At 71.2% G+C, this 19,773-nt stretch carries 18 protein-coding genes; 4 read left to right on the top strand and 14 right to left on the bottom strand.

Features of this window, described 5'->3' with window-relative positions:
- The 7 genes from GA0115242_RS12810 to GA0115242_RS12780 all read right to left on the bottom strand — a co-directional run.
- The coding region (locus GA0115242_RS12810) for an NADH-quinone oxidoreductase subunit G (RefSeq protein ID WP_141721588.1) at positions 1-1,507 on the bottom strand (1,507 nt) is incomplete at its 3' end.
- Positions 1,504-2,853 (bottom strand): NADH-quinone oxidoreductase subunit NuoF, encoded by a 1,350-nt coding sequence (gene nuoF / locus GA0115242_RS12805; protein WP_176729804.1) that lies wholly within the window; start codon positions 2,851-2,853, stop codon positions 1,504-1,506. The genes GA0115242_RS12810 and nuoF, both read right to left, overlap by 4 nt.
- On the bottom strand, positions 2,850-3,728 hold the full coding sequence (gene nuoE, locus GA0115242_RS12800) for an NADH-quinone oxidoreductase subunit NuoE (RefSeq protein WP_093827765.1): 879 nt from the start codon (positions 3,726-3,728) through the stop codon (positions 2,850-2,852). The genes nuoF and nuoE overlap by 4 nt, the downstream gene beginning before the upstream one ends.
- Positions 3,725-5,047 (bottom strand): NADH-quinone oxidoreductase subunit D, encoded by a 1,323-nt coding sequence (locus GA0115242_RS12795; RefSeq protein WP_093827763.1) that lies wholly within the window; start codon positions 5,045-5,047, stop codon positions 3,725-3,727. Before GA0115242_RS12795 ends, nuoE begins: the two co-directional genes overlap by 4 nt.
- A complete protein-coding gene (locus GA0115242_RS12790; RefSeq protein WP_093827761.1) occupies positions 5,044-5,793 on the bottom strand; it encodes an NADH-quinone oxidoreductase subunit C in 750 nt (249 codons plus the stop codon). Before GA0115242_RS12790 ends, GA0115242_RS12795 begins: the two co-directional genes overlap by 4 nt.
- Entirely contained in the window at positions 5,790-6,344 is a 555-nt protein-coding gene (locus GA0115242_RS12785) for a NuoB/complex I 20 kDa subunit family protein (protein WP_005313804.1), read from the bottom strand. Before GA0115242_RS12785 ends, GA0115242_RS12790 begins: the two co-directional genes overlap by 4 nt.
- A gap of 15 nt (positions 6,345-6,359) precedes the next feature.
- Positions 6,360-6,719: an NADH-quinone oxidoreductase subunit A gene (locus tag GA0115242_RS12780; RefSeq protein WP_003992243.1), complete on the bottom strand. Its 360-nt coding sequence runs from the start codon at positions 6,717-6,719 to the stop codon at positions 6,360-6,362.
- 743 nt (positions 6,720-7,462) lie between these two features.
- Here GA0115242_RS12780 and GA0115242_RS12775 point away from each other — a divergent pair.
- Entirely contained in the window at positions 7,463-8,308 is an 846-nt protein-coding gene (locus tag GA0115242_RS12775) for a C40 family peptidase (RefSeq protein ID WP_093827759.1), read from the top strand.
- A gap of 133 nt (positions 8,309-8,441) precedes the next feature.
- On the opposite strand, the gene GA0115242_RS12770 is transcribed toward GA0115242_RS12775, so the two are convergent.
- Positions 8,442-9,689, bottom strand: coding sequence for a geranylgeranyl reductase family protein (locus GA0115242_RS12770; RefSeq protein WP_093827771.1), 1,248 nt, complete (start codon positions 9,687-9,689; stop codon positions 8,442-8,444).
- A 203-nt stretch (positions 9,690-9,892) separates the two neighbouring features.
- On the opposite strand from GA0115242_RS12770, the gene GA0115242_RS12765 reads away from it, so the two are divergent.
- Both GA0115242_RS12765 and GA0115242_RS12760 read left to right on the top strand, forming a co-directional pair.
- A complete protein-coding gene (locus tag GA0115242_RS12765) occupies positions 9,893-10,399 on the top strand; it encodes a GNAT family N-acetyltransferase (protein WP_093827757.1) in 507 nt (168 codons plus the stop codon).
- 128 nt (positions 10,400-10,527) lie between these two features.
- The gene (locus tag GA0115242_RS12760; protein ID WP_093827755.1) at positions 10,528-10,836 is read left to right on the top strand and encodes a PASTA domain-containing protein; all 309 of its coding nucleotides are present in this window, start codon (positions 10,528-10,530) and stop codon (positions 10,834-10,836) included.
- Between the two features lie 37 nt (positions 10,837-10,873).
- On the opposite strand, the gene GA0115242_RS12755 is transcribed toward GA0115242_RS12760, so the two are convergent.
- The 3 genes from GA0115242_RS12755 to GA0115242_RS12745 are packed head-to-tail and all read right to left on the bottom strand — an operon-like array spanning position 10,874 to position 15,314.
- The gene (locus GA0115242_RS12755; RefSeq protein ID WP_093827753.1) at positions 10,874-11,569 is read right to left on the bottom strand and encodes a demethylmenaquinone methyltransferase; all 696 of its coding nucleotides are present in this window, start codon (positions 11,567-11,569) and stop codon (positions 10,874-10,876) included.
- 32 nt (positions 11,570-11,601) lie between these two features.
- Positions 11,602-13,050: an acyltransferase family protein gene (locus GA0115242_RS12750; RefSeq protein ID WP_237549013.1), complete on the bottom strand. Its 1,449-nt coding sequence runs from the start codon at positions 13,048-13,050 to the stop codon at positions 11,602-11,604.
- Complete coding sequence (locus GA0115242_RS12745) at positions 13,047-15,314, bottom strand: bifunctional polysaccharide deacetylase/glycosyltransferase family 2 protein (protein ID WP_093827751.1); 2,268 nt, start codon at positions 15,312-15,314, stop codon at positions 13,047-13,049. The genes GA0115242_RS12750 and GA0115242_RS12745 overlap by 4 nt, the downstream gene beginning before the upstream one ends.
- A 693-nt stretch (positions 15,315-16,007) precedes the next feature.
- Between GA0115242_RS12745 and GA0115242_RS12740 the strand changes: the two genes are divergently transcribed.
- A complete protein-coding gene (locus GA0115242_RS12740; protein WP_093827749.1) occupies positions 16,008-17,036 on the top strand; it encodes a chitinase in 1,029 nt (342 codons plus the stop codon).
- A 273-nt stretch (positions 17,037-17,309) separates the two neighbouring features.
- Here the strand turns inward: GA0115242_RS12740 and GA0115242_RS12735 are convergent, their stop codons facing one another.
- From GA0115242_RS12735 to GA0115242_RS12725, 3 genes are all read right to left on the bottom strand, one after another.
- A complete protein-coding gene (locus GA0115242_RS12735) occupies positions 17,310-17,756 on the bottom strand; it encodes a hypothetical protein (protein ID WP_093827747.1) in 447 nt (148 codons plus the stop codon).
- Positions 17,757-17,763: 7 nt separating this feature from the next.
- On the bottom strand, positions 17,764-18,963 hold the full coding sequence (mqnC, locus tag GA0115242_RS12730; protein WP_093827745.1) for a cyclic dehypoxanthinyl futalosine synthase: 1,200 nt from the start codon (positions 18,961-18,963) through the stop codon (positions 17,764-17,766).
- A gap of 73 nt (positions 18,964-19,036) precedes the next feature.
- On the bottom strand, positions 19,037-19,771 hold the full coding sequence (locus GA0115242_RS12725; protein WP_093827743.1) for a prepilin peptidase: 735 nt from the start codon (positions 19,769-19,771) through the stop codon (positions 19,037-19,039).
- Positions 19,772-19,773 lie beyond the last annotated feature (2 nt).

Genomic DNA, 19,773 nt, shown 5'->3' with positions numbered 1-19,773 from the left:
CGGTCAGCGCGCCCGGCACGGCGGCCAGCCGCTCGCCGACGGCGATGACGGCACCCTCGGCGCGCAGCGCCTCGGCGGCCCGCTCGCCCGCCTCCTCCAGGCCGACCCCGCTGGTCAGCGCGGAGAGCCACTCGGTCTCGGTGCCGGGCGCGGCAGGCAGCAGGGTGCCGCCCGCCTTCTCCAGACCGCGGGTGGCGTGGGTGGCCAGGGCGAAGACGCGCTGCCCGTGCTTGCGCCAGGCCTTGCGCAGCCGCAGGAAGACGCCGGGCGCCTCCTCCTCCGCCTCGAACCCGATCAGCAGGACGGCCGGCGCCTTCTCCAGCGAGGCGTACGTGACGCCCGTGCCGTCGAGGTCCCGGCCGCGCCCCGCGACCTGGGCGGCCAGGAAGTCGGCCTCCTCACCGGCGTGCACGCGGGCGCGGAAGTCGATGTCGTTGGTGTCCAGCGCCACCCGCGCGAACTTGCTGTACGCGTAGGCGTCCTCGACGGTGAGACGGCCGCCGGTCAGCACGCCGGTCCGGCCGCGCGAGGCGAGCAGCCCCTGGGCGGCGATCTCCAGCGCCTCCGGCCAGGAGGCGGGCACGAGGTCGCCCTCGGGGTTGCGGACCAGGGGCGTCGTGAGCCGGTCGCGCTGCTGCGCGTACCGGAACCCGAAGCGGCCCTTGTCGCAGATCCACTCCTCGTTGACGTCGGTGTCGGCCGCCGCGAGGCGGCGCATCACCTTGCCGCGCCGGTGGTCGGTGCGGGTGGCGCAGCCACCGGCGCAGTGCTCGCACACCGACGGCGAGGAGACCAGGTCGAAGGGGCGGGAGCGGAACCGGTAGGCGGCCGAGGTCAGCGCGCCGACCGGGCAGATCTGGATGGTGTTGCCGGAGAAGTACGACTGGAACGGGTCGCCCTCGCCGGTGCCGACCTGCTGGAGCGCGCCACGCTCCAGCAGCTCGATCATCGGGTCGCCCGCGACCTGGTTGGAGAAGCGGGTGCAGCGGGCGCAGAGCACGCACCGCTCGCGGTCGAGGAGCACCTGCGTCGAGATCGGCACGGGCTTCTCGAAGGTCCGCTTGCGGCCCTCGAAGCGGGACTCCGCGTTGCCGTGCGACATGGCCTGGTTCTGCAGCGGGCACTCGCCGCCCTTGTCGCAGACCGGGCAGTCCAGCGGGTGGTTGATGAGGAGCAGCTCCATCACCCCGTGCTGGGCCTTCTCGGCGACCGGCGAGGTGAGCTGCGTCTTCACCACCATGCCGTCGGTGCAGGTGATGGTGCAGGACGCCATCGGCTTGCGCTGGCCCTCGACCTCGACGATGCACTGACGGCAGGCGCCGGCCGGGTCGAGGAGCGGGTGGTCGCAGAAGCGCGGGATCTCGATGCCGAGCTGTTCGGCGGCTCTGATCACCAGGGTGCCCTTGGGCACGCTGATCTCGGCGCCGTCGATGGTCAGCGAGACGAGGTCCTCGGGCGGGGTCGCCGCCTCTCCCCCTCCGGAGGGAGCGCTCGTGGTCACGGTCATGCGTTCACCTCCGTACGGTCGGCCCAGGCCGTCGAGCGGGCCGGGTCGAAGGGGCAGCCGCGGCCCGTGATGTGCTGCTCGTACTCCTCGCGGAAGTACTTCAGCGAGGAGAAGATCGGCGAGGCGGCGCCGTCGCCGAGGGCGCAGAAGGACTTGCCGTTGATGCTGTCGGCGATGTCGTTGAGCTTGTCGAGGTCGGACATGGCGCCCTTGCCCGCCTCGATGTCGCGCAGCAACTGCACGAGCCAGTAGGTGCCTTCACGGCACGGGGTGCACTTGCCGCAGGACTCGTGGGCGTAGAACTCGGTCCAGCGGGTGACGGCCCGCACCACGCAGGTCGTCTCGTCGAAGCACTGGAGCGCCTTGGTGCCGAGCATGGAGCCCGCGGCGCCGACGCCCTCGTAGTCGAGCGGGACGTCGAGGTGCTCCTCGGTGAACATGGGGGTCGAGGAGCCGCCGGGGGTCCAGAACTTCAGCCGGTGGCCGGGGCGCATCCCGCCGCTCATGTCGAGGAGCTGGCGCAGGGTGATGCCGAGCGGTGCCTCGTACTGGCCGGGGTTGGTGACGTGGCCGCTGAGCGAGTACAGCGTGAAGCCGGGCGACTTCTCGCTGCCCATCGACCGGAACCACTCCTTGCCCCGGTTGAGGATCGCGGGAACCGACGCGATCGACTCGACGTTGTTCACCACGGTGGGGCACGCGTACAGGCCCGCGACGGCGGGGAAGGGGGGCCGCAGCCGTGGCTGGCCGCGACGGCCTTCGAGGGAGTCGAGCAGCGCGGTCTCCTCGCCGCAGATGTACGCTCCGGCGCCCGCGTGCACGGTGAGTTCGAGGTCGAGGCCGCTGCCGAGGACGTTCTCGCCGAGGTACCCGGCCGCGTACGCCTCGGCCACGGCCGCGTGCAGCCGCCGCAGCACGGGGACGACCTCGCCGCGCAGGTAGATGAAGGCGTGCGACGACCTGATCGCGTAGCACGCGATGACGATGCCCTCGATGAGGCTGTGCGGGTTGGCGAACAGGAGCGGGATGTCCTTGCAGGTGCCCGGCTCCGACTCGTCGGCGTTGACGACGAGGTAGTGCGGTTTGCCGTCGCCCTGCGGGATGAACTGCCACTTCATGCCGGTGGGGAAGCCCGCGCCGCCCCGGCCGCGCAGGCCGGAGTCCTTCACGTAGGCGATGAGGTCGTCGGGGGACATGGCGAGGGCCTTGCGCAGCCCCTCGTACCCGTCGTGGCGCCGGTAGACGTCCAGCGACCAGGACCTGTCCTCGTCCCAGAACTCCGACAGCACCGGTGACAGCAGCTTCTCGGGGCTGGTGTCTCTGCGTTCGGGTGCCAAGGTCATCACTCCCCCTCCTCGGCGGCGGGCCCCGCCGGGTGGGCGGGGTCGGAGGCCGACGTGTCCTGCGGTGCGTCGTGCGAGCTGAGGTGCTCGCCGGGCGACGCGGCGTGCGCGTCCTGGTCCGCGTCGCCGGTCTGCTCGTGGGGTCCGCCGTCGCGGGGCTGCACCACGCGCGGCGGCGCGGTCTCGCCCTTGGCCAGGCGCAGGCCCACCAGTGAGGCGGCGCCCGCGCTGCCGCTCTCCTCGACGGCTCCCGGCCGTTCGTCGGGGAACCCGGCGAGGATGCGGGCGGTCTCCTTGAAGGTGCACAGCCGCGCGCCGCGGGTGGGCCTGACCTCGCGCCCGGCCCGCAGGTCGTCGACGAGGCGCTTGGCGCTGGCCGGGGACTGGTTGTCGAAGAACTCCCAGTTGACCATCACCACCGGCGCGAAGTCGCAGGCCGCGTTGCACTCGATGTGCTCCAGGGTGACCTTGCCGTCGCCGGTGGTCTCGCCGTTGCCGACGCCGAGGTGCTCCTGCAGCTCCTCGAAGATCGCGTCGCCGCCCATCACCGCGCAGAGCGTGTTGGTGCAGACGCCGACCTGGTAGTCGCCGGACGGGCGGCGCCGGTACATGCTGTAGAAGGTGGCGACGGCGGTCACCTCGGCGGTGGTCAGGCCCAGCGCCTCGGCGCAGAACCGCATGCCGGTGCGGGTGACGTGGCCCTCCTGCGCCTGCACGAGGTGCAGCAGCGGCAGCAGCGCGGACCGGGAGTCCGGGTAGCGGGCGATCACCTCGCGGGCGTCGGCCGCGAGGCGGGTCCGGACGTCGTCCGGGTAGTCGGGCGCGGGCAGTTCGGGCATGCCCAGGCTGACGCCCCGCTCCGAAGAACTGGTGGTCACCGGTCGACGCCTCCCATCACGGGGTCGATGGACGCGACAGCGACGATGACGTCGGCGACCTGGCCGCCCTCGCACATCGCCGCCATGGCCTGAAGGTTGGTGAAGGACGGGTCGCGGAAGTGGACCCGGTAGGGGCGGGTGCCGCCGTCGGAGACCGCGTGCACCCCGAGTTCGCCCTTGGGCGACTCGACGGCCGTGTAGACCTGGCCGGGCGGGACCCGGAAGCCCTCGGTGACCAGCTTGAAGTGGTGGATCAGGGCCTCCATGGAGGTGCCCATGATCTTCTTGATGTGGTCGAGGGAGTTGCCGAGCCCGTCGGGTCCCAGGGCGAGCTGGGCGGGCCAGGCGATCTTCTTGTCGGCGACCATGACCGGTCCGGGCTGGAGCCGGTCCAGGCACTGCTCGACGATCGCCAGCGACTGGCGCATCTCCTCCAGGCGGACCAGGAAGCGGCCGTAGGCGTCGCAGGTGTCGGCGGTGGGGACCTCGAAGTCGTAGGTCTCGTAGCCGCAGTACGGCTGGGACTTGCGCAGGTCGTGGGGCAGGCCGGTGGAGCGCAGGATGGGGCCGGTGGCGCCGAGGGCCATGCAGCCGGCCAGGTCGAGGTGGCCGATGTCCTGCATGCGGGCCTTGAAGATGGGGTTCCCGGTGGCGAGCTTGTCGTACTCCGGGAGGTTCTTCTTCATCTTCTTCACGAACTCGCGGATGTGGTCCACCGCGCCGGGCGGCAGGTCCTGGGCGAGTCCGCCGGGGCGGATGTACGCGTGGTTCATCCGCAGGCCCGTGATGAGCTCGTAGATGTCGAGAATCATTTCACGATCACGGAATCCGTAGATCATGATCGTGGTGGCGCCCAGCTCCATGCCGCCGGTGGCGATGCACACCAGGTGGGAGGACATCCGGTTCAGCTCCATCAGGAGCACCCGGATGATGTCGGTCCGCTCGGTGATCTGGTCCTCGATGCCGAGGAGCTTCTCGACGGCGAGGCAGTAGGCGGTCTCGTTGAAGAAGGACGTCAGGTAATCCATCCGCGTGACGAAGGTGGTGCCCTGCGTCCAGGTGCGGTATTCGAGGTTCTTCTCGATGCCGGTGTGCAGGTAGCCGATGCCGCAGCGGGCCTCGGTGACCGTCTCGCCCTCGATCTCCAGGATCAGCCGGAGCACTCCGTGGGTGGAGGGGTGCTGGGGACCCATGTTGACGACGATGCGCTCGTCGTCGGCGCGCGCCGCGGACTGGACGACCTCGTCCCAGTCGCCACCGGTGACCGTGTAGACGGTGCCCTCGGTGGTCTCGCGGGCCGATGCTGACTGCGTGCTCACGAGTACGACCTCCGCTGGTCCGGAGCCGGGATCTGGGCGCCCTTGTACTCGACGGGGATGCCGCCGAGGGGGTAGTCCTTGCGCTGCGGGTGGCCCGGCCAGTCGTCCGGCATCATGATCCGCGTCAGGGCCGGGTGGCCGTCGAAGACGATGCCGAAGAAGTCGTAGACCTCCCGCTCGTGCCAGTCGTTGGTCGGGTAGACCGCGACCAGGGACGGGACGTGCGGGTCGCTGTCCGGGGCGCTGACCTCCAGCCTGATCAGCCGGTTGTGGGTGATCGAGCGCAGGTGGAGGACGGCGTGCAGCTCGCGGCCCTTGTCGTTCGGGTAGTGGACGCCGCTGACCCCGGTGCACAGCTCGAAGCGCAGGGCCGGGTCGTCGCGCAGGGTGCGGGCGACGCGGACCAGGTGCTCGCGCTCGATGTGGAAGGTCAGCTCGCCGCGGTCGACGATCGTCTTCTCGATGGCGTTGCCGGGCAGCAGCCCCTGTTCCTCCAGGGCGCCCTCCAGCTCGTCGGCGACCTCGTCGAACCAGCCGCCGTAGGGGCGGGAGGCGGGGCCGGGGAGGCGGACCGAGCGGACCAGACCGCCGTACCCGGAGGTGTCGCCGCCCCGCGCGGCGCCGAACATGCCGCGCTGGACGCGGATCTCCTCGCCGCCCTGGCCGCGCCGGCCGGGGAGGTTGTCGGTGCCGAGATCCTTCTCGGGGTTCACGCCGTCACCGGCGGTGCCGTTCGCGTCGCTCACCGCAGCAGCCCCTTCATCTCGATCGTGGGCAGGGCCTTGAGCGCCGCTTCCTCCGCCTCCCGGGCCGCCTCCTCGGCGTTCACGCCGAGCTTGGAGCCCTGGATCTTCTGGTGGAGCTTGAGGATGGCGTCCATGAGCATCTCCGGCCGCGGCGGGCAGCCGGGGAGGTAGATGTCGACCGGGACGATGTGGTCGACGCCCTGCACGATCGCGTAGTTGTTGAACATGCCGCCCGAGGAGGCGCAGACCCCCATGGAGATCACCCACTTCGGGTTCGGCATCTGGTCGTAGACCTGCCTGAGCACCGGCGCCATCTTCTGGCTGACCCGGCCCGCGACGATCATCAGGTCCGCCTGGCGGGGCGAACCGCGGAAGACCTCCATGCCGAAGCGCGCGAGGTCGTACCGTCCGGCGCCGGTGGTCATCATCTCGATGGCGCAGCAGGCGAGGCCGAAGGTGGCCGGGAAGACGGACGACTTGCGCACCCATCCCGCGGCCTGCTCGACGGTGGTCAGCAGGAATCCGCTCGGCAGTTTTTCTTCGAGTCCCATGTCTCTAACAGCCCCTCAGTCCCATTCCAGACCGCCGCGCCGCCATACGTACGCGTACGCGACGAAGACGGTGAGCACGAAGAGCAGCATCTCCACGAGCCCGAAGATCCCCAGGGCGTCGAAGGTGACGGCCCAGGGGTAGAGGAAGACGATCTCGATGTCGAAGACGATGAAGAGCATCGCCGTCAGGTAGTACTTGATGGGGAAGCGCCCGCCGCCCGCCGGCGTGGGGGTCGGCTCGATCCCGCACTCGTAGGCCTCGAGCTTGGCCCGGTTGTACCGCTTCGGACCGATCAGCGTGGCCATGACCACGGAGAAGATCGCAAAGCCTGCCCCGAGGGCTCCCAGTACGAGGATGGGCGCATAGGCGTTCACCGCTCCTCGCTCCTCTCAGTCGGCACTGACTGCTGGCGATGGCATCAGGGCCCACTTCCGCCCCACACGCCCCACGAACCTCGTTCGTCCCACCGAAGATCGCGAACATGTGAAGCAGGTCACAAGCCCAACTGCCTCGCATCCTATGCCCGGGGCTCTGTGATCTGCGACACGGGGTATTGCACAAGCTTTGTGATCTCCACCACCTGACGAAGGATCATGAAGTCGGATGAGCGGTGATCTTCGTACGTGAAGCGTCCGACTGATCACCAGACGTGACATTTCCGCTCGTCGGAGCAGCTCAGGAGGGGCGTCTCAATATCAAGAGACTTCCTCTGCATGCAAATTGGTGTTGGACACCGACGGTTGATAGTGGACCGCGTTCACACCTCGGAGGGAGTCGCGAGGCGGGATGTGGACGTGTGCGCGCGTTCACGAACGCGGGGTCGCGCCATCCGCGCGGGACGCAGCCCGCGTCGTGACCGTTGCGTGACCTCCACCACACGGATGAGAGGCCCATGAGAACGAGGCTTGGCCACGTAAGCCAACAGATGGTAGGCAGCGGGCAATTCGGACGTTATGACGAAAGGGCGTGATCACATGCCGAATGGAGCGCGCCCGCAATGTCCGTTACGGCGTCAATAAGGAGTGACACGCCCGGGACTTGGGCCGCCGATTGAGCAACTGTGGCGCACCACACGTTCCTTGTAGGTATGGAGAAGGCCCTGATACCGGTTGTACCCATGTCCCACACCGCTCACATACGGAGCCACCGGAAACCCCGCCGCAGCGCGTCGACGATCGCGATGCGGGCCGGAGTCGCCGGTGGAGTCCTCAGCACCCTGGCAGTGGCCGGGGCCGCCGGATCGGCCAGCGCGGCCGAACCGGTCACACAGACCCTCGAACTGCCCACGCTGACGGCCGATCTGTCCGCCCAGGTCGCCCAGTCCGCGGACGCCACCCAGCAGGCAGCCGCCAACTACGAACTGCGGGCGGAGCGCGACGCCGCCCTCACCAAGGCCGCGAAGCAGGCCAAGGCCGACCTCGCGGACGCCAAGAAGAAGGCGGAGGCCAGGAAGAAGGCGGAGGCCGCCCGCAAGGCCGCCGCCGAGCGGGCCGCCTCCCGCAGCGCGGAGCGGGCCACCCTCTCCGCCTCGACCGCCACGTCGGGCTCCACCGGCTCCACCGGCTCGACGGCGTCGGCGAGCACCTCCACGAGCACGTCGACCGCGACCGGTTCGGCCGCCGCGATCCTCTCCTTCGTGAAGGCCCAGGTCGGCGACGCGTACGTGTCCGGCGGCACCGGCCCCAACTCGTGGGACTGCTCGGGCCTGGTGCAGGCGGCGTTCAAGCAGGTGGGCATCAACCTGCCGCGCGTCTCGCAGGACCAGTCGACGGCGGGTACCCAGGTCTCGCTGAGCAACCTCCAGCCCGGCGACATCCTGTACTGGGGCAGCGCGGGCAGCGCGTACCACGTGGGCGTGTACGTGGGCGACGGCATGTTCGTCGGCGCGCAGAACCCGTCGACCGGTGTGGTCGAGAGGCCGCTCTCCTACGACCCGCCGACCGGCGCCGTCCGGGTCCTCTGACCGACCGCACGGTGCTCTGACCGACCGCACGGTCCCGCGTACCGGCCGCACGACGGAAACAGGCCGCAGCCACCCGGTGGCTGCGGCCTCCTCCGTTCCCGGCCGGGACAGGATGTCCTGGTCGGGCGGGCGATCAGGCCTTCGGGGCCACCTTGCTCAGTCCGTTGATGATGCGGTCCATCGCGTCGCCGCCCGTCGGGTCGGTGAGGTTGGCGAGCATCTTCAGGGTGAACTTCATCAGCATCGGGTGGGTCAGACCGCGCTGGGTGGCGATCTTCATGACCTTCGGGTTGCCGATGAGCTTCACGAAGGCGCGGCCCAGCGTGTAGTACCCGCCGTAGGTGTCCTTGAGGATCCGCGGGTAGTGCTGGAGCGCCGTCTCGCGCTGGGCCGGTGTGGAGCGGGCGTGCGCCTGGACGATGACGTCGGCGGCGATCTGCCCGGACTCCATCGCGTAGGCGATGCCCTCGCCGTTGAACGGGTTGACCAGGCCGCCGGCGTCGCCGACGAGCAGCAGGCCGCGGGTGTAGTGCGGCTGCCGGTTGAAGGCCATGGGCAGCGCGGCGCCGCGGATCGGGCAGGTCATGTTGTCCGGGGTGTAGCCCCAGTCCTCCGGCATCGAGGCGCACCACGCCTTGAGGACCTCGCGCCAGTCCAGCTCCTTGAAGGAGTCGGAGGTGTTCAGCACGCCGAGGCCGACGTTGGAGGTGCCGTCGCCCATGCCGAAGATCCAGCCGTAGCCGGGCAGCAGCCGGTCCTCGGCGCCGCGCCTGTCCCACAGTTCGAGCCAGGACTCCAGGTAATCGTCGTCGTGGCGGGGCGAGGTGAAGTACGTGCGGACCGCGACGCCCATCGGACGGTCCTCGCGGCGGTGCAGGCCCATCGCGAGCGAGAGCCGGGTGGAGTTGCCGTCGGCGGCGACGACGAGCGGGGCGCGGAAGGTGACCTCCCGTTTCTCCTCGCCGAGCTTGGCGTGCACGCCGATGATCCGGCCGGTGCGGTCGTCGACGACGGGCGCCCCCACGTTGCAGCGCTCGAAGAGGCGGGCGCCCGCCTTCTGCGCCTGGCGGGCCAGTTGCTCGTCGAAGTCGTCGCGCTTGCGGACCAGGCCGTAGTCCGGGTAGGAGGCGAGATCGGGCCAGTCGAGCTGGAGGCGGACCCCGCCGCCGATGATCCGCAGGCCCTTGTTGCGCAGCCAGCCCGCCTCTTCGGAGATGTCGATGCCCATCGCGACGAGCTGCTTGACCGCGCGCGGGGTGAGCCCGTCGCCGCACACCTTCTCGCGCGGGAACTCGGTCTTCTCCAGCAGCAGGACGTCGAGACCGGCCTTGGCCAGGTGGTACGCCGTCGTCGAACCGGCCGGTCCGGCGCCGACGACGATGACGTCGGCGGTGTTCTCGGAGAACGGGTCGGCGGCGGAGGCCTGGGAGGGCGCGGAGTCCTCTTCCCGGCCGGGCTCTGAGTGGGGCTCGGTCACGGCGGTCACGGCGGGATCTCCCCAAGTTCGAAATCTCTGTGCCGAGCGGCACTGGACACAGGCAGTCTATTCAGCAGAATTGATCACCCGGCTGAAGGGCTGCCCTCGTGAACCGAGCTCTCCCCGTCGTACGGCTGCGTGTCCCCACGGACGAGGACGCGCTCACCTGGCACCGCCTCTTCGACCACCCGGACGTCATGGAGTTCCACGGCGGCCGATCCGCGGAGGTGTCGGTCTACGAGGAACTCACCGCCCGCCAGCGCAGGCACGACGCCGAACGCGGCTTCTGCTTCTGGACGATGCTCGACGGCGAGGGCCGCGCGATCGGCTTCACCGGCGCGCAGCCGTGGCCGCAGGACTGGGGCCCGACCGGCGAGATCGAGATCGGCTGGCGGCTCGGCCGGGAGTTCTGGGGCCAGGGCTACGCGACGGCGGCGGCCCGGATGACGCTGGAGCGGCTGCGCGCGGCCGGGGTGCCGAGCGTGGTGGCGATGGTGCTGGCCGACAACCGGCGCTCGATCGAGGTCACCCGGCGCCTGGACATGCGGCTCGCGGAGGTCTTCACGCTGCCCAACTCCCGGCGGGAGGCCCACTGCTACCGGCTCGACCTCTAAGTCGCTTACGCAGCGTAGTAATTTGGCACAGAAAAACACGCAGCGCTTCCGGATCGCACCCCTGGACGGTTACCCTTCCAGTACCGCTGGGGGTGACATCTGTGCATATAACGCCCACAACACCCGAAGTGCATGTGCCCAAACTCGTCGGCCTGATGGCCGTGGACGCGCGGGAGGCGGCGAGGGCGCACGGTCTGCTCGTCCGCGCCCCGGACCGCCCCGACTTCGCCGTCGTCGACTACGTCGTCCGCCAGTACCCGCAGCCCGGCGCCGAGGTGCCCCGCGCGTCGATGGTCTACGTGTGGTTCGACTTCGGCGAGGGGGACGGCGGCGGAGGCGTGCGCGAGCCGCTCGTGCCGCGGGGTCCGACCGGCGGGGCCCAGCGGGAGCTGGCCGAGCCGGGCGGCGACCCGTTCGCGGTGGCGGGCTCCCTCTGACGGGCGCGGCGGAGCGGTGCGTGCCCCTCCCGTCGGCTCAGGGCTGCTTGAAGCCACGGTGCAGGGCCACGACCCCGCCGGTGAGGTTGCGCCACGCCACCTTCGACCAGCCGGCCGCCCGCAGCCGTTCGGCCAGCGCGGGCTGGTCGGGCCAGGCCCGGATCGACTCGGCGAGGTAGACGTAGGCGTCCGGGTTGGAGGAGACCGCGCGCGCCACCGGCGGCAGCGCCCGCATCAGGTACTCGGTGTAGACGGTGCGGAACGGCGCCCAGGTCGGGTGCGAGAACTCGCAGATCACCACCCGGCCGCCGGGCCGCGTCACCCGGTGCATCTCGCGCAGCGCCGCGTCGAAGTCCTGGACGTTGCGCAGCCCGAAGGAGATGGTGACGGCGTCGAAGGTGTCGTCGCGGAACGGCAGCCGGGTGGCGTCGCCCGCGGTGAACGGCAGCCAGGAGTGGTTGCGCTTGCCGACCCGGAGCATCCCGATCGAGAAGTCGCACGGGACGACGTAGGCGCCGGTCCGCGCGAACGGCAGCGACGACGTCGCCGTACCGGCCGCCAGGTCGAGGACCTTCTGCGCGGGCCGGGCGTCGACCGCCCTGGCCACCTCCTTGCGCCACACCCGGTCCTGGCCGAGCGAGAGCACGTCGTTGGTCAGGTCGTACCGTTCCGCCACGTGGTCGAACATCGAGGCGACTTCGTGCGGCTGCTTGTTCAGGGAGGCGCGGGTCACCCGGCCATTCTTGCAGGACGCCCCCGCCCGGCTCACGGCAGGAGGCGCGGCCGTTTCCGCGCGGCGACGTCCTCCACCCACCCGCACAGCAGCACGAACACGGCGATCAGCAGCCAGCCGACGCCGAACAGGAACCACTGGCTGTCCAGCGGCAGGTGCGCCTCGAACGCGGGCACGTCCCAGAACCGGTCGATCAGCGGGACCGCCAGGATCAGCGCGATCTCGTGCCAGAGGTAGACCGTGACCGCCCGCGCGTTGAACACCGTCACCAGCCGGTCGGTCCGGCGGAAACGGGCCAGCCACCCGAAGTCGATCCGGAAGTACGCCTTGGCCCACATCAGCAGCGTCACGAACCCGGCCGACCAGAACGCCTGCGCGAGCGCGATCTCGTCCAGGTCGTAGGTGCCCGCCTCCGCCCGGTGCGCGAACGCGTACCAGGCGCCGTAGCCGAGCGCGGCCAGCGAGCCCGCCACCACCAGGGCGGGCTTCAGCCGCCGGAGCACGCCGTCGCGGTGCGCGAAGCCGAGGACCCAGCAGAAGAGGTACGTCGAGAAGTCCCACAGTGCGCTGCCGAAACGGTTGTCCGGGCCGTTCCAGAGCCACTGGAGGAGCACGATCGGCGCCAGGGACAGCAGGAGCACCGCGACCGGCGCCTTGCGGAAGAGCCACAGCAGTGCCGGGGAGAGCAGCACGAACCACAGGTAGGTGCGCAGGTACCAGAGGATCTCCCAGGCCTGCTCGCCCCACGCGTTGCCCGGCGGGTCGCCGAGCGGCACGACCCAGTAGACGATCTGCCACCCCGGCATCCAGCCGTGCAGCAGCATCGCCAGGACCACGAAGAGGCCCCAGAACCAGAACGGCGGCAGCAGCCTGCGCATCCTGCTCCTGACCACCCGCGCGGCGGGGCGCTCCAGCGACTTCGCCATCAGGGTCCCGGCCAGGCCGAACATGATCCCCATGGAGGGGAAGACCAGCGAGCACCAGGCCCACCCGAAGGTGTGGTAGGTGACGACGCGGATCAGCGCGAGGGCGCGCAGCGTGTCGAAGTAGCGGTCACGGGAGGCGGGCCGGGTCGCGGGGGGCGTGGCGGGCCCGACCGGTCCGGTCCCCGGCACGACGGCCCCGGGGACGGGCTCGACGGCTCCGACAGCTCCGACGGCTCCGGGGGCGGGCTCGACGGGCCGGGTCGCGGTGGCGGCGGCGCCGTGGGCCTGCGGTTTCCAGGGGGTCTGCTGATCGCCATAGGTCTGCTGATCGGCGTGGGCCTGCTGATCGGCGTAGGTCTGCTGATCGCCGTAGAGCTGTCGATCGTCGTACAACTGCGTGTCCCCGTAGCCCCGTTGGTCGCCGTAGCCCTGTCGGGCGCTGTGGCCCTGTGGGGCACCGTGGCCCTGTGGGTCACCGTAACCCGGCTGGTACGCGTACTCCTGCCCGCCCCAGGGGTCGTGGCCCTGCCCCTGTCCCTGCTGGTCCCAGCTCATGAGTCCGCTCCCGCCGGGGTGCCGACCTCGCCGGTGCGCTTGAGCTTCTGCCAGCGCAGCCGGCCGCCGGTCAGCGCGGTGACGCAGGAGTGGATGAGCACCAGGTACATCATCTGCCGGTAGGCGAGTTGCTGGAGCGGCATCATCAGGAGGTACCGGTACTTCTCCTTGTCGAGGCGGAACGCGTAGGCCGCGCACACCAGTTGGATGCCGAGGACGGCGAGCCACGCGTAGAGCGCGGCCCGGAAGTCGACGAAGACCATCGAGTAGACGGTGAACACGTCGATGAGGGGCGCGAAGACGGGCGTCACGATCTGGAAGACGACCACCAGCGGCATCCCGACCCGGCCGAACCGCCCCGAAGGGCCCTTGTCCGTCAGGGACTTGCGGTGCTTCCACAGCGCCTGCATGGTGCCGTAGGACCAGCGGTAGCGCTGCGACCAGAGCTGCCTCAGCGAACCCGGCGCCTCCGTCCAGGCCCTGGCGTGCTCCTGGTAGACGACCCGCCAGCCCGCCCGGTGCATCGCGATGGTGATGTCGGTGTCCTCGGCGAGGGTGTCCTCGCTCATGCCGCCGACCTGGAGCACCGCCTCCCGGCGGAACGCGCCGATCGCGCCCGGGATGGTGGGCATGCAGCGCAGCAGGTCGTACATGCGCCGGTCGAGGTTGAAGCCCATCACGTACTCGATGTGCTGCCAGGCGCCGATGAGGGTGCCGCGGTTGCCGACCTTGGCGTTGCCCGCGACCGCGCCGACGCCGGGGTCGGCGAACGGCTGCACCAACTGCCGTACGGTGTCGGCCTCGAAGACCGTGTCGCCGTCCATCATCACGACGATGTCGTACCGGGCGCTGCGCACCCCGTTGTTGAGGGCGGCCGGTTTGCCCGCGTTCTCCTGGCGGATCACCCGGACGTTGGTCATGCCGAGCGCGTCGGCGGCCTCCCGGGCGATCCGCGACGTCCCGTCGGTGGAGCCGTCGTCGACGACGATCACCTCGATGGGGTGGGTGCTGCGGGCCAGTGACGCCAGGGTGTTGGCGATGCACTCCTTCTCGTTGTACGCCGGGACGATCACGCTCACCGGCCGGGTGACGACCGGGCCCCAGCCGAACCGGCGTCTGTTGCGCTGCCGGTGGTGGCGCCGGGCGAGGACCAGCATCATCCCGAAGCGGCTCATCACGGCCACCCCGACGATCACCAGGCCGACCGACAGCGCGGGCACGGCCCACTCGGCGACGGCGACGGCGAGGACCAGCGCCCTGCCCTCGTACAGGAGCGTGCCGGTGGCGGTGCGGTGCGCGGCCTGGCGGCGGTCGGCCGAACCACCGCCGGGGGAACCGGAGTCCGGGGCGCCGCCCGCGCCCGCACCGGCGCTCCCGGCGCTCGCGCCGTCCTGCTCCATGACCCCGCTGACGGTGGTGAAGGTGTACCCCTTCGCCTTCATCTTCTCGATGTACCGCGGCAGCGCCTCGATGGTCTGGGAGCGCTCGCCGCCCGCGTCGTGGAAGAGGACCGCGGCGCCCTTCCCGTCCTTCGGCGTGGCCCACCGGACGATCTTCGAGACGCCCGGCTTCTTCCAGTCGTCGCTGTCGGTGTCGACGAAGACGCTGGTGTACCCGTCGCGGCCGAGCCGCTGGTAGACGGGCCAGCTGTAGTTGTCGATGGCGTCCGTCTCCGAGGAGTACGGCGCCCGGAAGAGCGTCGTGGTGATGCCCGCCGCGCCCGCGAGGGCGAGCTGGGTCTGCTGCATCTCGCGGTCGACGCGGGCGCCGCTCTGGTAGGAGAGGTCGACGTGCGTGAAGGTGTGGATGCCGACTTCGTTGCCCTCCTCGACCATGGTCCGCACGATGCCCGGGTACCGCGAGACCATCGAGCCGACCAGGAAGAACGTGCCGGGGACGTCGTACCTGCGGAGGATCTCCAGGACCTGCGGGGTCCAGGTGGGGTTGGGGCCGTCGTCGAAGGTGAGCGCGATGGTCTTCGCGGGCACGGAGATCGTGGTGGCCCGGCCGCCGCGGAAGGTCAGGATCGGGCCGCCGTCGAGGATCTTCTCCGGCACCTCGCTCGAACTGGCCCCGTCGCGCACCCGTTCGTCGCCGCCGACCTCGGCGCGCAGATAGCCGTCGAGCAGCATGACGGAGCTGAGCGCCAGCAGGAGCAGCAGGGCGAGGATGACCCGGGGGCGCTGGAGCGCGGCTGCCTTTCCCGCGGCCCGTTCGATGCGGGTGGGGGCGCGCCGTCGGCGGCGCGGGGGCGTCGTCGTCATGGGGACCTGCCGTCCGGTCAGTCGGAGGCCGCGGCGGCGGACGCGGACGCGGTCGGGGTGGGGCGCCCGAGGGCGGGGCGGACGGGGTGCCGCCGGGCCGGCCGGGCCGCCCGCCGGGGCCGCCGCCGTCCCCGGCCGGGTCCTGGGCGCCCGCGAAGGGCAGCAGCGAGGACGGCGCGACCGAGGTGCCGATGCCCAGGAAGGCGAGGCCGAGCACGACCGCGTACCCCAGGCACAGCGCACCGACGAGGAGGCCGATCCGCCGCAGCACCTTGGAGCGGCGACCGGAGTTGTCAACGAACACGGGGCCCTCGGCGGGCCCGTTGCCGCGTTTGCGGCGGCGATCGCGGACCACCGCGCGGTTTTCGATGGCAGGCTCGGATTGCATTCCCCGGATATTAGGGAGCCTTTATGTGCCGGAAATCAGTCTTCTTGTGAGGCGCCCATGAGAATGCCCCCTGCCTGTCTCTTTCCTGAGAGATTCCAGGAATGCCCGCACAACTCCCGGCGGACCGAAAGCCGTTGAATGTCCGGCCGTTCGGACCGCTTCAGGCGTTTTGCCCCACCCTCGCTGTGTGCGGCCTTTCCTGCGGCTGTCCCGGACCGGCTCAGCGGTGTGTGAGACATTCCCTTTCACGAATCCGATTCTGTTTCGATCCTGAGACAGACATCACGAGAGCGGGTGCATGTCCCATGCGGGGTCTCCTGAAGCCGGCGGCCTGGCTCACCTGTCTGTTTGCCATGGCCACGGCGGGGTGCTCCTCGGGGGCGGGCACCGCCTCGGGCTCGGCGGGCCGCGCCGCCGACTCCCCCACCGCGTCGGCCACTTCGCGGGCCGCGGGGACGACGTCGTACGCGCCGTACGTCAGCGCCACCGAGGCCGCCGGCACCGACACGGCCGGGTCGCCGACGACGTACAACCTCGCGTTCGTGATCTCCGGCGGGGACGGCTGCACGCCGGAGTGGAACGGCACCGAGGCGATCGGCGACACGGCCGTGGCGTCCCGGATCGCGAAGCTGACGGCCGGCGGCGGCACCGTCCGGGTCTCCTTCGGCGGGGCCTCCGGCACGGAGCTGGCCGCCGCCTGCACCAGCGCCGCCGCGCTCGCCGCCGCCTACGGCGAGGCCCTGGACGCCGCCGGGTCCGACCAGGCCGACTTCGACATCGAGGGCGACCAGGTCGGCGACGCGGACGCGGTCGCCCGGCGCTCCGCGGCGATAGCCCTGCTCCAGAAGGAACGGAGCGGTCTGGAGGTGACGTTCACGCTGCCCGTCATGCCGAGCGGTCTCGACGAGGACGGCCTGGCGCTGCTGGCGTCGGCGAACACCTACGACGTGCAGGTCGCCGGGGTCAACCTGATGACCATGAACTACGGCGAGTCCTACACCGGCGACATGGGCGCGTACGCGCTCACCTCCGCGCGGGCCGCCCACACCCAGCTGAAGTCGGTGTTCGGGCTCTCCGACGCGGCCGCCTGGCGGGGCATGGCGCTGACGTCGATGCTCGGCGTGAACGACGTGGCCGGTGAGACGTTCACGCTCGCCGACGCGGCCGAGGTGCGGGCGTTCGCCGAACGGAAGGAGATCGCCTGGGTGTCGATGTGGTCGACGTTCCGGGACGTGCCCTGCGAGGACGGCGACGACGCCCGGGACGACGCGGCCACCGACTGCAGCGGGGTGAGCCAGCACGCGGGGGCGTTCGCGGAGGCGCTGAGCGGGTGAGCGGCTGGGCGGGTGAGCGGGTGAGCACCGCCGGGGCACGGGCTCCGGGCGCCCTGGTCCGGCCGCCGCCGTGGGCCGTCGCGCGGGGGCAGTCGACCACGGCACCGGGCTCCTCGGCCGTCGCCCCGCACCCGTCGGCTGTCGCGCGGGGTCGGTCGGGCGTCACCCCTGGCAAGTCGACCGCGACTCCGCGGCAGTTGGCAGCCGCCCGGGGCCAGTGAGCAGCCGCCCGGGGGCGGTCAGCCGTCACCCCGGGCCCGTCGGCCGGCGGCGTCAGAGGCGGCGGAAGACCAGGCGGCCCGCGCACACGGTCGCCACGCAGGTGCCGGTCTCGTCGAAGGCGGCGAGGTCGGCGCGGCCCGACTCGCTGATCGCGGGCGGCCGGGCGCCGGACAGGACGACCAGGTCGTTGCGGTCGGCCGCGGCCCGCAGCTCCGGTGAGTCGAGGTGCTCGCCCAGCACCTCCACCGCGCCCGACTTCAGCAGCGCGTGCACCCGCTCGCGCGGGCTCGGCGCCTCGGGCAGCGGGCCCTCGTGCAGCCGGGCCGGACCCAGCACGCCCGGCCAGCGGCGCACCCGGGCGGCGGGGAAGCGCTCGGTGAGCCGCGCGAGCGGACCGACCGCCTCGACCACGGTCCCGGTCACCACCACGGCGTCCCCCTCGACGGGTTCGGCCTCCCAGGTGCGGCGGACCGCTCCGGCCGCGTGAATGGTGCGCATCGGGGCGTCAGTTGGAGCTGAGGAGCTTCAACTCCGGGTGGGCCGTGCCGCCCTGGATGGCGGTGGACGAGATGTGCGACATCACGCGCTCGTCGACCGGGTCGTTCGCGGGGTCGTCGTGCACGATCAAGTGCTCGTAGGTGGTGGCGCGCTGGGCCGGGACGCGGTCCGCGCGGCGGATCAGGTCGATGATCTCCAGCCGGTTGGAGCGGTGCTTGGCCCCGGCCGAGGAGACCACGTTCTCCTCCAGCATGATCGAGCCGAGGTCGTCCGCGCCGTAGTGCAGGGAGAGCTGGCCGACCTCCTTGCCGGTGGTGAGCCAGGAACCCTGGATGTGCCGGACGTTGTCGAGGAAGACCCGGGCGATGGCGATCATCCGCAGGTACTCGAAGAGGGTCGCCTGGGTGCGGCCCTTCAGGTGGTTGTTCTCCGGCTGATAGGTGTACGGGATGAACGCGCGGAAGCCGCCGGTGCGGTCCTGGACGTCCCGGATCATCCGCAGGTGCTCGATGCGCTCGGCGTTGGTCTCGCCGGTGCCCATCAGCATCGTCGACGTCGACTCGACCCCCAGGCCGTGCGCCGCCTCCATGATCTCCAGCCACCGCTCGCCGCTCTCCTTGAGCGGCGCGATGGCCTTGCGGGGGCGCTCGGGGAGCAGCTCGGCACCGGCGCCCGCGAAGGAGTCGAGACCGGCCGCGTGGATGCGGGTGATCGCCTCCTCCACCGACACCTTGGAGATCCGCGCCATGTGCTCGACCTCGGAGGCGCCCAGCGAGTGGATCACGAGCTGCGGGAAGGCGTCCTTGATGGCCTTGAAGTGCGTCTCGTAGTACTCGACGCCGTAGTCCGGGTGGTGCCCGCCCTGGAACATGATCTGCGTGCCGCCCAGCTCGACGGTCTCCGCGCACCGGCGCAGGATGTCGTCCAGGTCGCGGGTCCAGCCCTTGGCGGTGTCCTTGGGAGCCGCGTAGAAGGCGCAGAACCTGCACGCCGTCACGCACACGTTGGTGTAGTTGATGTTCCGCTCGATGATGTACGTGGCGATGTGCTCGGTGCCCGCGTACATGCGGCGGCGGACGGCGTCCGCGGCGGCGCCCAGCGCGTGCAGCGGGGCGTCCCGGTAGAGGTCGAGCGCTTCCTCGGGGGTGATCCGTCCACCGGCGGCTGCGCGGTCGAGAACGGACTGGAGATCGGCCTTCTCGGTCACCGGGAGCGTCCCTTTCGTCAAGGGGTGTGGACGGACCAGCCCAGCCTACGCCAGCGGTCGGCGGACACCGACGTCAGGCCGTGCAGGCCCCGGTCAGCAGGCCGAGGTAGGCCCCGGCGAGCAGGAAGGGGCCGAAGGCGATCGCCGTCTTGCGCCCGGCCCTGCGGGTGACGACGAGGGCGCCGCCGTACAGGGCCCCGAGCAGGAACGCGGCGAACGTGCCCAGCATCAGCGTCGGCCAGCCGTACCAGCCGAGGACGGCGCCGAGGCCGAGCGCGAGCTTCACGTCGCCGAAGCCCATCCCGCCGGGGTTGACGAGGAACAGCACGAAGAAGCCGAGGCCCAGGGCGAGGGCGCCGTAGAGCGCGGTGAACCAGTCGCCCGCGTGCTCGGGCAGCAGCGCGGCGGCGCCGAGGAGCGCGAGGGCGGCGCCCGCGAGGGGCAGCGTCAGCGGGTCGGGCAGCCGCTGCACCCGCAGATCGACGACGGTGAGCAGCACCCCGAGGGGCGTGAGCGCCGCCCAGACCCCCAGCTCGGGCCGGGTCCCGGTGGCGAGCGCGAGCAGCGCGCAGAGCAGGGCGGTGACGAGGGCGAGCGGGACGGCGGAGGGGCCGTAGACGGCGGGGGCGGGGGCCGCGGGGCCGGGGACGTCGTCGCGGACGGCGCGGGCGCAGGGCCCGCACCGGGCCGGGCCGAGCCAGCCGCCGACGGCGTGGCCCCGGGGGCAGGCGGTGTGCCACGGTTCGCCCGCCGGGGCGGAGAAGCGGTAGACGGCGCGGGGCAGGAGCGCGCCCGCCGCCGCGCCCACAG

Source organism: Streptomyces sp. SolWspMP-5a-2 (assembly GCF_900091845.1).
Lineage (GTDB): Bacteria > Actinomycetota > Actinomycetes > Streptomycetales > Streptomycetaceae > Streptomyces > Streptomyces doudnae.
This window is presented reverse-complemented; position numbering and strand designations above follow the sequence as displayed.

Bases quoted from the DNA above. Each gene is read 5' to 3' on its own strand.
- GA0115242_RS12785 (WP_005313804.1), bottom strand. From the start codon at position 6,344: ATGGGACTCGAAGAAAAACTGCCGAGCGGATTCCTGCTGACCACCGTC.
- GA0115242_RS12775 (WP_093827759.1), top strand. From the start codon at position 7,463: ATGTCCCACACCGCTCACATACGGAGCCACCGGAAACCCCGCCGCAGC.
- GA0115242_RS12750 (WP_237549013.1), bottom strand. From the start codon at position 13,050: ATGAGCTGGGACCAGCAGGGACAGGGGCAGGGCCACGACCCCTGGGGC.
- GA0115242_RS12745 (WP_093827751.1), bottom strand. From the start codon at position 15,314: ATGACGACGACGCCCCCGCGCCGCCGACGGCGCGCCCCCACCCGCATC.
- GA0115242_RS12740 (WP_093827749.1), top strand. From the start codon at position 16,008: ATGCGGGGTCTCCTGAAGCCGGCGGCCTGGCTCACCTGTCTGTTTGCC.
- GA0115242_RS12735 (WP_093827747.1), bottom strand. From the start codon at position 17,756: ATGCGCACCATTCACGCGGCCGGAGCGGTCCGCCGCACCTGGGAGGCC.